The organism is Streptomyces sp. NPDC050610 (genome assembly GCF_040654875.1).
Classification (GTDB): domain Bacteria; phylum Actinomycetota; class Actinomycetes; order Streptomycetales; family Streptomycetaceae; genus Streptomyces.
The window spans coordinates 116,848-132,063 of sequence record NZ_JBFAIV010000010.1 but is presented as its reverse complement, the minus strand read 5'-3'; the positions used below and the strand labels follow the sequence as shown (position 1 = coordinate 132,063).

Genomic DNA, 15,216 nt, shown 5'->3' with positions numbered 1-15,216 from the left:
GGCCGCCGTGCCCACTTCGCGACTCCGTCGTGGGGGCCGCCGTGCCCACTTCGCGACTCCGTCGTGGGGGCCGCCGTGCCCACTTCGCGACTCCGTCGTGGGGGCCGCCGTGCCCACTTCGCGACTCCGTCATGGGGAGCCGTCGTGACCACTCCGCGACCCCGCCGTGGGGGCGGGGCGCCGCCGTGACGCAGAACACCGTCGAAACGGAGTCGTTTCGATCATCGGCCGTCTACGCTGATGCTGTACGAAACCGTTTCGTTCAGTTGGCCGATCGACGGCGAGGTGTTCCATGGGGCGCAGCAGACTGACCCCCGAGCGCGAGAGCGAGCTGTACCAAGCCGTGCTCGACCTGCTCGGCGAGGTCGGCTACGACGCCCTGACGATGGACGCCGTCGCCGCCCGCACCCGCTCCAGCAAGGCCACCCTCTACCGCCAGTGGAAGGGCAAGCCGGAGCTGGTCGTCCGGGCGCTGCGCCATGTGAAACCGCACGCGGCCGTGTGGGTCGACACCGGTTCGCTCCGCGGCGACCTGCACGCCATCGCGGCCAGCACCGACGACTGCGAGAAGGAGAAGAGCGCCGGCCTCATCGGCGGGCTCGTCCACGCGATCCGTGACGACCCCGACCTGTACGAGGCGCTGCGCGAGCTGATGATCGATCCGGGCATCGAGGAACTCAACGTGGTGCTCCGGCGCGCGGTCGACCGGGGGGAGATCTCGGCGGACTCGCCCGCCCTGGAATTCCTGCCGCACATGCTCGTCGGCGGATATGTCACCCGCCCGCTGGTCGAGGCGCGGTGCGTGACCACCGAATACCTCAGACGCTATCTCGACGCCGTGGTCCTCCCCGCCCTCGGCGTCTGAGCACCCTTCAACCCCCTTTCGTACGCCCCCACCCCCCACATCCCACCTGGCGCGCCGCTCTCGTCGTCGGGCTGGTTCCCCACGCCCTGTTTCGCTCATCCCACCGACGGGAGCACACCTTCTCGTGGCCACCTTCCTCTACAGACTGGGACGCACCGCCTTCCGGCGGCGCAAGCTCGTCGCCCTGATATGGGTGGCGCTGCTCGCCGTCGTCGGCATCGGCGCCGCCACCGCGCCTGCCGCCTCCAACGACAACTTCTCCATACCGGGCACGGAGGCGCAGCGCGCCTTCGACCTGCTGGAGCAGCGCTACCCGGGCGCGAGCGCCGACGGCGCCACCGCGCGCCTCGTCTTCAAGGCGCCGGACGGCCAGAAGATCACCGACCCGGCGAACCAGAAGGCCGTCCGCAAGGTCGTCGGCGAGCTGGCCGGCCCGCAGACCGCCGCGGCCGCCGACCCGTTCGCGGCGAAGACGGTGAGCGCGTCCGGCACGACCGCGTACACGCAGGTCACGTACAAGGTGAAGGCCACCGAGCTGACGGACGCCACGCGCGACACGCTCAAGGACGCCGCGAAGGACGGCCGCGCCGCGGGGCTGCACGTGGAGACCGGCGGCGACGCCCTCCGGGCCGAGGTGGAGACCGGGTCCACCGAGATCGTCGGCATCGCCATCTCCGCCGTCGTGCTCGTCATCACCTTCGGCTCGCTGATCGCCGCCGGGCTGCCGCTGCTGACCGCGCTCATCGGCGTCGGCATCGGCGTCTCCGCCATCTCTGCGCTCGCCTCGGTCCTCGACCTGTCGGGCACCACGTCCATCCTCGCCATGATGATCGGCCTCGCGGTCGGCATCGACTACGCGCTGTTCATCGTCTCCCGCTACCGCGCCGAACTGGCCGAGGGCCGCGAACGCGAGGAAGCCGCCGGACGCGCCGCCGGAACGGCGGGCTCCGCCGTCGTCTTCGCCGGCCTCACCGTCGTGATCGCCCTGGTCGGCCTCGCCGTCGTCAACATCCCGATCCTCACCAAGATGGGCCTGGCCGCGGCCGGCACCGTCGTCGTCGCCGTGCTCGTCGCGCTCACGCTCGTACCGGCGCTGCTCGGCTTCGCGGGCCGCCGCATCCAGTCCCGCAAGCAGCGCGCGGCGGACAGGAACGCCGAGGAGAAGGCCAACGGCGGCACCCGCTGGGCGCGGTTCGTGCTGCGCCGGCCGGTCGCCGTGCTGGTCGCGGGCGTGGTCGGGCTCGGCGTGATCGCCCTGCCCGCGGCCTCGCTGGAACTGGGGCTGCCCGACGACGGCTCGCAGCCGGCGAGCACCACCCAGCGCAAGGCGTACGACCTGCTCTCCGACGGCTTCGGCCCCGGCTTCAACGGGCCGCTGATGGTCGTCGTCGACGCCGCGAAGTCCGCCGACCCGAAGACCGCGACGCAGCGCGTCGAGGAGCGCGTCAAGGGCCTCGGCAACGTCGCCGCCGTCACCCCCGCCGCCTTCAACAAGCAGGGCGACACCGCGCAGCTCACCGTCGTCCCGAAGTCGAAGCCGAGCAGCACCGACACCGAGGACCTGGTGCACGCCATCCGCGGCGAGTCGGCGGAGCTCAAGTCCAATACCGGCGCGAAGATCCTGGTCACCGGCGCGACCGCGATGAACATCGACGTCTCGCAGAAGCTCGACGACGCGCTCGTGCCCTACCTCGCGCTCGTCGTCGGCCTCGCCTTCCTGCTGCTGATGGTCGTCTTCCGCTCCATCCTCGTGCCGCTCAAGGCGGCGCTCGGCTTCCTGCTGTCCGTAGTCGCCGCCCTCGGCGCGGTCGTCGCGGTCTTCCAGTGGGGCTGGCTGTCGGGGATCTTCGGCGTCGAGGAGACCGGCCCGGTCATGAGCATGATGCCGATCTTCATGGTGGGCGTCGTCTTCGGCCTCGCCATGGACTACGAGGTCTTCCTCGTCACGCGGATGCGCGAGGCGTACGTGCACGGGGAGCGGCCCGCCGACGCGGTGGTGACCGGCTTCCGGCACGGGGCGCGGGTCGTCACGGCCGCCGCCGTCATCATGATCAGCGTCTTCGCCGGGTTCATCAGCTCCACCGAGGCCATGATCAAGATGATCGGCTTCGGACTGGCCATCGCCGTCTTCTTCGACGCGTTCGTGGTGCGGATGGCCATCGTCCCGGCCGTGCTCGCACTGCTCGGCAAGGCCGCGTGGTGGCTGCCGCGCTGGCTCCAGCGGGCGCTGCCGAACGTCGACGTCGAGGGCGAACAGCTCCAGAAGGAGCTGGCGGCCGAGGGCGGTACGGGCCCCGGCCCCGACGCCGATCCCGATTCCGACGCGCGGCGGCAGCACAGCCGCGTCTGATACGTCCGGGGCCGCCGCTTGAGCGGAGAGGCGGCCCCGGGCCCGCGCCCACCCGTGGGGACGGGGCGGGCGCGGACAGCGAGCCCGGCGGCGGGCCCCCGGCGACGGGGCCGCCGCCGGGCTTCGCTCCGTTCCGGGCGGTTCCACCTGGGAGGTTCCAACGGGTGGCGAACTGTGGCGTATGCCATGGCAGGGAACCAGCGGTCACGCTCAGCGCGTTTTCCCTAGTCCACACATCAGTGGGCGCGTCGGGGGGCGTACGACGGAAAGGGCTCCTGCGTGAACCTGCTCGATTGGCTGCTGATCCTCGTCGTCCTCGGCTACGCCGTCTCCGGCTACCGGCGCGGGCTGGTCGCGAGCATCGTGCTGCTCGCCGGATTCCTCGGCGGCGCCGTCCTCGGCGTATGGGCCCTGCCGTACGCGCTCCGCCCCTTCGAGGCCGGGACCACCACCGCCGCGATCGCGGCCGTCGTCGTCGTGATCCTCCCGGCCGCCGCCGGCCACGCCCTCGCCGGCCGGGTCGCCTGGAAACTGCGGCAGAAACTGACCTGGGCGCCCGTGCGCGGCGTGGACGGCGTCGGCGGCGCCGCGATCAACACCCTCGCCGTACTGCTGGTCGCCTGGGTGGCCGCCAGCGTCCTCGCCTCGGCCAACTCCTCCGTCCTCTCCTCGCAGATCCGCGACTCCCGGCTGCTCGGCTCGGTCCAGAAAGCGATGCCGCAGGAGGCGCCGACCTGGTTCAGCCGGACCACGGACGCCCTGTCCGGAGCCGGATTCCCGCAGGTCTTCAACCCCTTCGAGAACGAGCCCGCCACCAGCGTCGCCAAGCCGTCCGGCGACGCCGTCACCCCCGCCGCCACCAAGGCCGCGCGGCGGAGCGTCGTCAAGGTCGAGGGCGTCGCCAACGTGAACGGCGGACAGCGCGGCCAGGAAGGCAGCGGCTTCGTCTACGCCGAGGGCCACGTGATGACCAACGCCCACGTGGTGGCCGGAGTGAGCGACCCGACCGTACGAATCGGGGGCGTCGGCCGTACGTACCACGCCAAGGTGGTGGTGTTCGACCCGAAGACGGACGTCGCCGTCCTGGACGTACCGGGCATGGACGCGCCCGTACTGCGCTTCGACGACTCCGCCGGCCGCGGCAAGCCCGCCGTTGTCGCGGGCTTCCCCGAAAACGGCGGCCTCGACCTGCGCGCCGCCACCGTCGCCGGGCAGCTACAGGCCACCGGGCAGGACATCTACGGCGACGGCGTCACCACGCGCGAGGTGTACCCCGTGCGGTCCACGGTCCGGCCCGGAAACTCGGGCGGACCGCTGCTGACGACGGACGGGAAGGTGTACGGGGTGGTGTTCGCGCGGTCCACGGCCGATGCGGAGACCGGGTATGTGCTGACGGCCAAGCAGGTGGCTGCCGCTGCCGAGGAGGGGGCGGGGACTTCGGAGTCCGTGGATACCGGGAGTCGTGCGGCTCGCTGATGGGGTGGGTGCTTTTGCCCTCAATCGCCGGGCGGGCTGGTTCGGTGTCCTCAATCGCCGGACGGGCTGGGGGGTGGGTGTCCTCAATCGCCGGACGGGCTTGATTTGGCTGGGGTGGGTGGTCGAGTGACGGTGAGTGCTTTGTCCTCAATCGCCGGACGGGCTTGATTTGGCCGGGCGTGGTGGTCGGGGGGCGGCGTCAGATGGCTGTGCGTTCTCGTTCTTGGGCGCCCTCGTCGAGGAGTTTTGCTGCCATGTTGTCCAGGGCGCGGTCCAGGCGGGCGCGTTCTTGGGGGTCGGTGATGTCCCAGTCCTCCAGGTGGGCGTCGAGCCAGGAGCGCCAGGCCGTGCCGAGGCGGGCGATTTCCTCCTCGCCGGCGGCTGTCAGGGCGAGGCGGTCGTCGGAGAGGCGCAGGTAGCCGCCCTGTGCCGTGCGGGCGAAGGCCGGTTCCAGGACCTCCGGCGGCATGCGGTGCGCGGTGGCGATGGCGCTGAGGGTGGCGCCGCCGCCCACGCGTTCGCGCCAGTGGACCTGGCCGAGCGTCCACGCCTCGGCCGCGGTGAGCCGGGACCCGGATTCGGCGAGGATCTGGCGGCTCACCGGGCCGCCCTTGGCCTTGCGCATGACCCCGGCCACGGCCCGTTCCAGCTGCCGGTCCGCCTCGGCCGACGAGGGGGCGGCGAACCCCTCGCCCATGTCGGAGGCCCCGGCTCGCGCGCTGTCGCGCAGCGGCACTTCCTTGAGGAACCACGCGACGACGAAGCCGACGAGCGCGACCGGCACGACCCACTGAAACACGTAGTTCACGGTGTCGGCGTAGGCGTCGATGATGGGGCGGGCCTGGGCGGCGGGCAGGCCCGCCAGCCCCTGGGGGCTCTGGGCGGCGGAGGCCGGTACGCCGGGGGTCTTGGCGAGGGCCGACTCGATGTTGGGGCCGAGCCGGTTGCTGTACAGGGTGCCGAAGATGGCGGTGCCGAAGGAACTGCCGAGCGTGCGGAAGAACGTGACGCCGGAGGTCGCGGAGCCCAGCTCGTGGTATGCGACCGTGTTCTGCACCGCGATCGTCAGCACCTGCATGGCCAGGCCGATGCCGAGGCCCAGCACGAACATGTAGAGCGACTCCAGCCACGGGCCGGTCGTCCGTCCCATCGTGGACATCAGGTACAGGCCGAGCGCCATCACGGCCGTGCCCACGATCGGGAAGATCCGGTATCGGCCCGTACGGCTGACGACGAGTCCGGAGAGCATGGACGTGCCGAGCAGCCCGACGACCATCGGCAGCGTCCGCACGCCCGACATGGTGGCCGACACCCCGTCCACGTACTGGAGATACGTCGGCAGGTAGGTCATCGCGCCGAGCATCGCGAAGCCCACGATGAAGCTGAGCACGGAGCAGACGGTGAAGACGGGGTTGCGGAAGAGGTGCATGGGGAGCATGGGCTCCGCCGCCCGCAGCTCCACCAGGACGAACGCGGTGAGCAGCACGACCGAACCGGCGAACAGCCCGATGACGACGCCCGAGCCCCACGGGTACTCGTTGCCGCCCCACTCCAGCCCCAGCACCAGCCCCGACGCGCCGAGCGCGACCAGGACGATGCCCATGTAGTCGATGAGGGGGCGGACGGCGGAGCGTACGGCCGGGATCGTACGGGCCGCCATCGCGACCATCACGATGGCCACCGGGATGTTGACGTAGAAGCACCAGCGCCAGGTGGCGTGGTCGGTGAAGAGCCCGCCCAGGGTCGGTCCGACGACCGTCGTCACGCCGAAGACCGCGCCGAGCGCGCCCTGGTACTTGCCGCGCTCGCGCAGCGGGATGACGTCCGCGATCAGCGCCATCGCGGTGACCATCAGCCCGCCGCCGCCGATGCCCTGGACGGCGCGGGCGGCCACCAGCATCAGCATGCTGTTGGCCGCGCCCGCCAGGATCGAGCCGCCGACGAAGACGACCGCGCTGAGCTGGAAGACGAGCTTCCGGCCGAACAGGTCGCCGAACTTGCCGACCAGCACCGTCGAGACGGTCTCGGCCAGCAGATACGCCGTCACCACCCAGGCCATGTGCCCGCCGCCGCCCAGGTCGGCGACGATCGTCGGCAGCGCCGTCGAGACGATGGTCTGGTCGAGCGCGGCGAGCAGCATGCCGAGCACGATCGTCACGAACACGAGATTGGTGCGGCGCCGGCTCAGCTCGGGTGGGGCCGCTGGGGCCTGCGCGGTGGCCGTGGTCATGGAGACACCTCCCGGGCCCAGCATTTGGGGTGATCCCGGTGTCCGCCACCCCTGACGGTGGGCAGAGTGAGCAAAGGGCGTGCATCAGCGTTCCGCACGCTCTTGCGAGACCTTCGCGGACCGGCCCTATCATCGGGCGATCCCCCATGCGGAACGCGTCGCTTTCCGGGTGGGGGAGGGCACAGTCCGGTGCCGGGCCAGGGAACAGCGCACTACCGAGCAGCGCACGACTGAGCAGAGCCGGGTCGCGGCCCGGCGGAAGCGGAGTCCCGCCATGCATGTGCCCGACGGATTCATCGACGCCCCGGTCTCCCTGGCGACCGGCGCCGTGGCCGCCGCGGCGGTCGCGGTCAGCCTGCGCGGCGCGCGCCGCGAACTGGACGAACGCACCGCACCGCTCGCCGGGCTCGTCGCGGCGTTCATCTTCGCCGTCCAGATGCTCAACTTCCCCGTCGCGGCCGGTACCAGCGGCCACCTGCTGGGCGGCGCGCTGGCCGCGATCCTCGTCGGTCCGTACACGGGTGTGCTCTGTATATCCGTGGTGCTGCTGATGCAGGGCGTGCTCTTCGCCGACGGCGGGCTCACCGCCCTCGGCGTCAACATCACCGACATGGCGCTGACCACGACGGTCGTCGCCTACGCCCTCTTCCGGCTGCTGCTCGCCGTGCTGCCGCGGCGCCGGTCCGGCGTCACCGCCGCGGCCTTCGTGGCGGCCCTGGTCTCCGTGCCCGCCGCGGCCGTCGTCTTCACCGCGCTCTACGCCCTCGGCGGGACCACCGACATCGCCATCGGCAAGGTCTTCACGGCCATGGTGGGCGTCCACGTGCTGATCGGCATCGGCGAGGCGGCGATCACCGCCCTGACGGTGGGCGCGGTCGTCGCGGTCCGCCCCGACCTGGTCCACGGGGCCAAGGGCCTCGCGGCCCGGCTGGAGATCCGGCCGTCGGGGGCGGCCGGGGGCGCACCTGCCGGTACGGTCGTGGGCGCCGCCGGTACGGTCGCGGGCGCTGAAGGTCCGGTTCCCGCCGCCGGTACGGTCTCGGGCGCCGGCGGTACGGAACCCGCGTCCCTCGCCGGTGCTGCCGCCCGTACGAGCACGTCACCCACCGCGCCCGCCGCCGACGCGACGGCCGAGCCCCCGGCCCCCGCCCGGTCCGCCCGGTCCACCCGGCGCGTCAAGCTCGTCGGGCTCGTCGCCGCGCTGGCCCTCGCCGGGTTCGGGAGCTACTACGCCTCCGCGAGCCCGGACGGGCTGGAGAAGGTGGCCCATGACAAGGGGATCGACCGGAAGGCCGAGGACCACGCGGCCAAGGGCTCCCCGCTCGCCGACTACCAGGTCAAGGACGTCTCCAACGTCCGCCTGGCCGGGGGGCTCGCGGGGGTGATCGGGGTCGGGGCGACCCTCGTCGTCGGCACCGGGGTCGCCTGGACCGTCCACCGCCGCCGTACGCACCACACCGCCGCCCAAGCCACCACCCCGGCTGCTCCCGCCGCCGACGTTCGCGAGCGAGGGACCGCCTGACATGGGCGCGGGCCACGCGCACCGGCTCTACCGGCACGGGCACTCGCCCGTGCACCTCCTCCCGCCGCACTGCAAGATCGCGGCCGGCTTCTGCTTCGTGCTCGTCGTCGTCTCGACGCCGCGCACGGCGCTGTGGGCGTTCGCCCTGTACGCGCTGCTGCTCGCGGCCGTCGCCGGCGCGGCCCGCGTGCCGCCCGGCTTCCTCCTCAAGCGGCTGCTGATCGAGGTGCCGTTCGTGGCGTTCGCGGTGCTGATGCCGTTCGTGGCGGAGGGCGCGCGGGTGCACGTACTCGGGCTGTCGCTCAGCGAGTCCGGCCTGTGGGGCGCGTGGAACATCCTCGCCAAGGGGACGCTCGGCGTCGCCGCGTCCGTGCTCCTCGCCGCCACCACCGAGCTGCGCGCCCTGCTGCTGGGGCTCCAGCGGCTGCGGCTGCCGCCGCTGCTCGTACAGATCGCGTCCTTCATGATCCGCTACGGCGACGTCATCACGGACGAGATGCGCCGGATGCGCGTCGCCCGCGAATCGCGCGGCTGGACGGCGCGCGGCGTGCGCCACTGGGGCGTGCTGGGCAAGACCGCCGGGGCGCTCTTCATCCGCTCGTACGAGCGCGGCGAACGCGTGCACCTGGCCATGGTCAGCCGCGGCTACGCGGGGGCCATGCCGGTGATCGACGAGACCGCCGCGACCCGGGCGCAGTGGGCCCGCGCCGCCGTACTGCCCCTCGCCGCGCTCGCGGTCTGCCTGATCGGATGGACATGGACCTTGATGTGAAAGCGCCCCCGTCCCTGGAGGTGTCCGGGCTCGCCTTCGCCTACCCGGACGGCCACCAGGCCCTCTTCGGCGTCGACCTGACCGTCGCCCGCGGCGAGCGGCTGGCGGTGCTCGGGCCGAACGGCGCGGGCAAGACCACCCTCGTGCTGCACCTGAACGGCATCCTCGACGGCGGCGCGGGCACCGTGCGCGTCGCGGGCCTGCCCGTCGAGAAGCGGAACCTCGCCGAGATCCGGCGGCGGGTCGGCATCGTCTTCCAGGACCCCGACGACCAGCTCTTCATGCCGACCGTCCGCGAGGACGTCGCGTTCGGCCCGGCCGCGGCCGGGCTGCGCGGCCCGGAGCTGGAGGCCAGGGTCGTACGGGCGCTGGAACGGGTCGGCATGGCGGGCTTCGCGGCCCGGCCGCCGCACCACCTCTCGTTCGGCCAGCGGCGGCGCGTGGCGGTCGCGACCGTGCTCGCCATGGAGCCGGAGATCCTGGTGCTCGACGAGCCCTCCTCCAACCTCGACCCCGCCGCCCGCCGCGAACTCGCCGACATCGTCAGGTCGTTGGACGTGACCGTGCTGATGGTCACGCACGACCTGCCGTATGCGCTGGAGCTGTGCCCCCGCGCCGTCGTGCTCAGCGACGGCGTCATCGCGGCCGACGGGGCCACCCAGGAGCTGCTCTGCGACGACGTCCTGATGCGTGCCCACCGCTTGGAACTGCCCTTCGGATTCGACCCGCGTTCGGTTAACGTGCCGATGCGCTGACCCCGGTCCGCGCGGAGCTGGGGGCGCGTTGCACCATGGAGGTGCAATCAGCGTAATCAGCAGCAATCGGAATCAATCAGCACACGCGGTACACGCACGGTCGGTGCGGGCACGCGCACGGGCACAAGTGGGAGTGCGGTTCAGTGGTGGACGTCCAGGGCACGGTGGCGGACGGTTTCGAACCGGTCCGGGACGCCTTCGCGGCGAACTTCGCGCGGCGCGGCGAGCGCGGCGCGGCGGTGACCGTCTACCGGGACGGCCGCAAGGTCGTGGAGCTGTGGGGCGGGGCGCGGGACGCCGACGCCGAAGGGCCCGGCGCCGCGCCCTGGGAGCGGGGCACCGCCCAGGTCGTACGGTCCGCCACCAAGGGCGTCGCCGCCGCCGTGCCGCTCCTGCTGCACCAGCGCGGCCTCGTGGACCTGGACGCGCCGGTGGGCCGGTACTGGCCCGAGTTCAAGGAGAACGGCAAGGAGCGCGTGCTCGTACGGCACCTCCTCGCGCACCGCGCCGGGCTGCCCGTGCTCGACCGCCCCCTGACCCTCGCCGAGGCCGTCGACGGCGTCAGCGGCCCGCGCGCCGTAGCCGCCCAGGCGCCGGCCTGGGAGCCGGGCACGGCGCACGGCTACCACGCCCAGACCTACAGCTGGCTGATCGGCGAGCTCGTACGGCGGGTGACCGGCCGGACCATCGGCGGCTGGGTCGCCGACGAGATAGCCGGGCCGCTCGGCCTCGACCTGTGGATCGGGCTGCCGGAGGGGGAGCGGGGCCGCGTCGGCCGGCTGGCCCCCGTCGAGGCGCCGGTCCCGCCGGCCTCGCAGGGGCTGCGGGTGCGCCCCAAGAAGTCGGTCTCCGACGCGTACAGCGACCCGGACTCGCTCACCCGCCGGGCCTTCGGCGCCATCGACCCGCCGCCGGACGAGAACGACCCCGCCTACTCCGCCGCCGAACTCCCCGCCTCCGCGGGCGTCGCCACCGCCGAGGCGCTGGCCCGCTTCTACGCGGCGCTCATCGGCCAAGTCGACGGCCACCCGCGGCTGTTCGCGCCCGCGACGCTCACCCTGGCCCGTACGGAGGAGTCCGCGGGCCCGGACCGCGTCCTGGTCGTGAACACCCGCTTCGGCCTCGGCCACATGCTGCACGGCCCGGCCTGCCCCCTCCTGTCCCCCGGCTCCTTCGGCCACCCCGGCCGCGGCGGCTCCCTCGCCTTCGCCGACCCCGAATCCTCCATAGCCTTCGGCTACGTCACAGCGGGCATGCAGCGGAACGTCACGGCGGACCCGCGGGCGCAGGCACTGGTACGAGCGGTGGCTGTGTCTTCGGCGGCTTCGGCGGCTTCGGCGGCCCAGCCGTAGCGCCTCCGTGCCGCTGCTATAGATGACACCCGTACTTTCCAGCCCGTCCGGCGTTTGAGGACACTCCAGTCAGAGGAGCCCGCGGTGCAGAGGTTCGAGGGATACGCAGTCATCGTGACCGGCGCCGGCCGCGGCATCGGCGCCGCCACCGCCGCGCGTTTCGCCGCCGAGGGAGCGCGCGTGCTGCTCACCGATCTCGACGGCGTACGGGCGAAGGGCGCGGCCACCGCGCTCCGCGCGACCGGCGCCGAGGCCGAGGCCCTGGCCTGCGACGTCGGCGACCAGTCGGCCGTGGACACGGCTGTCGCGCATGCCGTGGAGCGGTTCGGCCGGCTCGACGTCCTCGTCAACAACGCCATGTCCTGCCACCCCGACGCCCCGCTCATCGAGGACGAGGACGAGGAGCACTGGCAACGGGACCTCGACACCACCTTGACCGGCGCCTTCCGCTGCGCCCGGGCAGCGATGCCCCACCTGGCCGCGGCCGGTGGCCGCGGCGCGATCGTCAACGTCGGTTCCGTCAACGGGGAGCAGGACTTCGGCAACCACGCCTACAGCGCCGCGAAGGCGGGCCTGGCGAGCCTGACCCGCACCCTGGCGGGCCGTTCGGCGGCGCGCGGCGTACGCGTCAACCTCGTCGCCCCGGGGACGATCCGCACCCCCAACTGGCGCGGGCGCGAAGACGTGTTGGAGCGGGCGGCCCTGCTGTACCCGCTCGGCCGGGTCGGCGAGCCGGAGGACATCGCGGCGGCCGTTGCCTTTCTCGCCTCGCGGGACGCATCCTGGATCACCGGTGTCACCCTCCCCGTGGACGGCGGCATCCTCAGCGGTAACAGCGGTCTGCGAGGCGTCCTCAAGGGCGAATGAGGGGAAGGGCCCTCGAAAACCTCTTCCCGGAGCCCCGCCGCAGCCCCCTCCGCACCGGCCCTGACCTGCGCAATCGGCTGGACCGATGGGGGCATCGTTTTCGTCCCCCAAGCGGGCGTGGACCTGGGGGTCCCGCCGACCGTAACTTCATGTGCGTCGGAGTTACCGAGGCAGGGATTCAAATGGAAACGATATCCCTGGCACGCAGCGGGCGATTCGTCGTCACCAGCGTGTCATCAGACGCCCATATGTGGAACCTGGTCTTTCTCCAGCTTTTGCTGGAAGAGCGGGGAGGGGAGGTGATCAATCTCGGCGCCTGCGTTCCGGACGAGGTAATCCTCGCCGAATGCCGGCTCGCCAGACCTGATGCCTTGGTAGTGAGCACCGTCAACGGCCACGGCCATCTGGACGGGCTCCGTCTTATCCGGAAGATCCGCTCCGATGCCGAACTCGCCGGCCTCCGCGTCGTCATCGGCGGAAAGCTCGGCGTGCGAGGGGCGGCGAACGCGCGGTTCAGCGCCGAGCTGGTGGACGCCGGTTTCGACGCGGCTTTCGAGTCCGAGGCCGGGCTCGCCGAATTTGATTCTTTTCTTGGTGCTTTGGAGAACAATTCCCGCCGGCGCGAGCTGGCCACGGCCGCGGAAGGAGGTGTGAAATGAACGGCGCCACGGCGGCGGTTCCCGGCGCGGAGCCCGTAGAACAGGGCAGCCCGCAGGGCCGCTTCTCCCGATTCGTCCGGCGCAACAGCGAGCGGGGCCGGCTGGTCGTGCAGCCCCGGATGGGGTTCGCGGACACGGCGGCGATGCGGTCGGGGCTGGAGGCGGTGAAGGCCGCCCGCGGCGCCACCATCGGCACGGTCACGGTCGACAGCTACACCCGCGTCAACGACCACGACGCGGCCCGGCGGGCATTGCGCGACGGCGACGACCTCAACGGCTTCCCCGTCGTGGCGCACGGCAGGGACACCACGCGGGAGCTGCTGGACGGCGTGGCCGGGGAGGACTTCCCCGTGCAGTTCCGGCACGGTTCCGCGCTGCCGCAGGAGCTGTTCCGCGCGCTGGTCGAGTCCGGCGCGGACGCCACGGAGGGCGGACCGGTCTCGTACTGCCTGCCCTACAGCCGGGTGCCGCTGCCCGAGGCGACGGCCGCGTGGGCCGAGTGCTGCCGCATCCTGGCCGACCAGCCGGAACCGGTCCACCTGGAGACCTTCGGCGGCTGCATGCTCGGCCAGCTCTGCCCGCCCAGCCTGCTGGTGGCGCTCAGCGTGCTGGAGGCGATGTTCTTCCGGCAGCACGGGGTGCGCAGCCTCTCCGTCAGCTACGCCCAGCAGACCCACCCCGACCAGGACCTGGAGGCCCTCGCCGCGCTGCGCAGGCTCGCCGGGGAGTGGCTGGGCCCGGTGGACTGGCACGTCGTCCTCTATACGTACATGGGCGTCTTCCCGCGCACCGTGATCGGGGCCTTCCGGATGCTGGAGGACAGCGCGCGGCTCGCGGTGAGCAGCGGCGCCGAGCGGCTGATCGTGAAGACGGCGGTGGAGGCGCACCGCATCCCGACGATCGCGGAGAACGTGGACGCGCTGGAGTTCGCGGCTGCGGTGGCCGAGGACGAGGCGCGCAGCCCCCGGCCGGTCGCCGCGACGGCCGGGACCGGCGTCTACGAGGAGGCGCGCATGCTCATCGCCTCGACGCTCCAGTTCGGCGACGACGTCGGCGCGGCGCTGGTGAACGCCTTCGCCCGCGGCCATCTCGATGTGCCGTACTGCCTGCACCGCGACAACGCCAACCGCTCGCGGGCCGGCATCGAGCCGGGCGGCGACCTGCGCTGGTCGAACCCGGGCGCCATGCCGGTCGCGGACGCAGCCGGCGACCGCCGGCCGGTCAGCGCGCGCGGCCTGCTCGACATGCTCGGCTACAACGAACGCCGCTTCGACCGCGAGCAGTTGGTCGGACCCGCACTGAGGAGCCTGCTGTGAACGCGACGGTGATGAGTACGGAGGCGACGGGCGCGGAGGTGACGGGCGCGGAAGTGATGAGCGAGCGGTCGACGGCGTCCGCCGTGACCACGGCGGAGCGCGTCCGCCGCGAAGGGCGGGTGCGGGCCGTCGTCAGCCGGGGCATCCGCGGCCTCTCGGCGCGGGACGTCGAAGGGCGCTGGCACGGCCTGGACGTCGACGTCAGCCGGGCGGTGGCCGCCGCGGTGCTGGGCGACGCCGACGCCGTGACCTGGCTGCCGACCGATCCGGCCGGGCGGCTGGAGCGGCTGGCGGCGGGCGAGGCGGACCTGGTGACCTGCAACCTGTCCTGGACGCTCGGCCGGGAGACCGGCGGCCCGGTGCTGTTCGCCGGGGTCACCTGCTACGACGGCGAGGGCTTCCTGGTCCGTACGGCCGACGGGCGCACGGACCCGGCCGAACTGGCCGGCAAGCGGCTCGCGGTGCAGGCCGGCACCACCAGCGCGGCCAACCTGGCCGCCTGGTACGGAGCGCGCGGCCTGAGCGTCGAGCCCGTGGCCCACCCGACGCCGGGGGAGGCGCTGGCCGCCTACGCGGCGGGCGACTGCGCGGCGTACGTGCTCGACCGCATCGCCCTGGCCGGGGCCCGCGCCGAACTCGCCGACCCCTCGGCGCACTCGCTGCTGGAGACGACGATCTCGCGGGAGCCGATGGCGCTGGCAGTGCGGGACGACGACACGGGGTGGTTCCGGATCTGCCGCTGGGTGTTCCAGTTCCTCCTCGCGGCCGAACATGCGGCGCACGGCGCCGAGGACGCGCGGGCCGCCGCGCTCGCGGCCGAGGAGGCCGCCCGTACGGCGGACGCGCTGGGCCCCGCGCTCGGCCTCGACGACGGCTGGGCCGGCCGCGTCCTGCGGGCCGTGGGCACGTACGGCGACATCTACGAACGCAACCTCGGGCCGGCCTCCGGCCTGGGCGTGCCGCGCGGGCTGAACGCGCTGTGGCTCGACGGCGGCCTGCACTACGCCATCCCCGCCCACTGACCGCATTCCCGCCTACTGACCGCATTCCCG

The 15,216-nt window shown here is 72.7% G+C and carries 12 protein-coding genes; 11 read left to right on the top strand and 1 reads right to left on the bottom strand.

The window, feature by feature from the left end:
- Positions 1–292 precede the first annotated feature (292 nt).
- The 3 genes from AB0I22_RS15335 (at position 293) to AB0I22_RS15325 (ending at position 4,691) form a co-directional block, all read left to right on the top strand.
- On the top strand, positions 293–865 hold the full coding sequence (locus AB0I22_RS15335; protein WP_363131234.1) for a TetR/AcrR family transcriptional regulator: 573 nt from the start codon (positions 293–295) through the stop codon (positions 863–865).
- Between the two features lie 124 nt (positions 866–989).
- A complete protein-coding gene (locus tag AB0I22_RS15330; RefSeq protein WP_363131233.1) occupies positions 990–3,215 on the top strand; it encodes an MMPL family transporter in 2,226 nt (741 codons plus the stop codon).
- 279 nt (positions 3,216–3,494) lie between these two features.
- Positions 3,495–4,691, top strand: a complete 1,197-nt coding sequence (locus AB0I22_RS15325; protein WP_363131232.1) for a MarP family serine protease — start codon at positions 3,495–3,497, stop codon at positions 4,689–4,691.
- Between the two features lie 199 nt (positions 4,692–4,890).
- Here AB0I22_RS15325 and AB0I22_RS15320 read toward each other — a convergent pair whose 3' ends face one another.
- Positions 4,891–6,921: an MDR family MFS transporter gene (locus AB0I22_RS15320; RefSeq protein WP_363131231.1), complete on the bottom strand. Its 2,031-nt coding sequence runs from the start codon at positions 6,919–6,921 to the stop codon at positions 4,891–4,893.
- A 274-nt stretch (positions 6,922–7,195) separates the two neighbouring features.
- On the opposite strand from AB0I22_RS15320, the gene AB0I22_RS15315 reads away from it, so the two are divergent.
- From AB0I22_RS15315 to AB0I22_RS15280, 8 genes are all read left to right on the top strand, one after another.
- Positions 7,196–8,443 (top strand): energy-coupling factor ABC transporter permease, encoded by a 1,248-nt coding sequence (locus AB0I22_RS15315; RefSeq protein WP_363131230.1) that lies wholly within the window; start codon positions 7,196–7,198, stop codon positions 8,441–8,443.
- A gap of 1 nt (position 8,444) precedes the next feature.
- Entirely contained in the window at positions 8,445–9,215 is a 771-nt protein-coding gene (cbiQ, locus tag AB0I22_RS15310) for a cobalt ECF transporter T component CbiQ (RefSeq protein WP_363131229.1), read from the top strand.
- Positions 9,200–9,970: an ABC transporter ATP-binding protein gene (locus AB0I22_RS15305; protein WP_363131228.1), complete on the top strand. Its 771-nt coding sequence runs from the start codon at positions 9,200–9,202 to the stop codon at positions 9,968–9,970. Before cbiQ ends, AB0I22_RS15305 begins: the two co-directional genes overlap by 16 nt.
- 143 nt (positions 9,971–10,113) lie before the next feature.
- A complete protein-coding gene (locus tag AB0I22_RS15300; protein ID WP_363131227.1) occupies positions 10,114–11,322 on the top strand; it encodes a serine hydrolase domain-containing protein in 1,209 nt (402 codons plus the stop codon).
- Positions 11,323–11,406: 84 nt separating this feature from the next.
- Positions 11,407–12,189 (top strand): SDR family NAD(P)-dependent oxidoreductase, encoded by a 783-nt coding sequence (locus AB0I22_RS15295; RefSeq protein WP_363131226.1) that lies wholly within the window; start codon positions 11,407–11,409, stop codon positions 12,187–12,189.
- 182 nt (positions 12,190–12,371) lie between these two features.
- The gene (locus AB0I22_RS15290) at positions 12,372–12,848 is read left to right on the top strand and encodes a cobalamin-dependent protein (protein WP_363131225.1); all 477 of its coding nucleotides are present in this window, start codon (positions 12,372–12,374) and stop codon (positions 12,846–12,848) included.
- Positions 12,845–14,164, top strand: coding sequence for a methylaspartate mutase (locus AB0I22_RS15285; RefSeq protein ID WP_363131224.1), 1,320 nt, complete (start codon positions 12,845–12,847; stop codon positions 14,162–14,164). Before AB0I22_RS15290 ends, AB0I22_RS15285 begins: the two co-directional genes overlap by 4 nt.
- Positions 14,161–15,186 (top strand): transporter substrate-binding domain-containing protein, encoded by a 1,026-nt coding sequence (locus AB0I22_RS15280; protein ID WP_363131223.1) that lies wholly within the window; start codon positions 14,161–14,163, stop codon positions 15,184–15,186. Before AB0I22_RS15285 ends, AB0I22_RS15280 begins: the two co-directional genes overlap by 4 nt.
- Positions 15,187–15,216 lie beyond the last annotated feature (30 nt).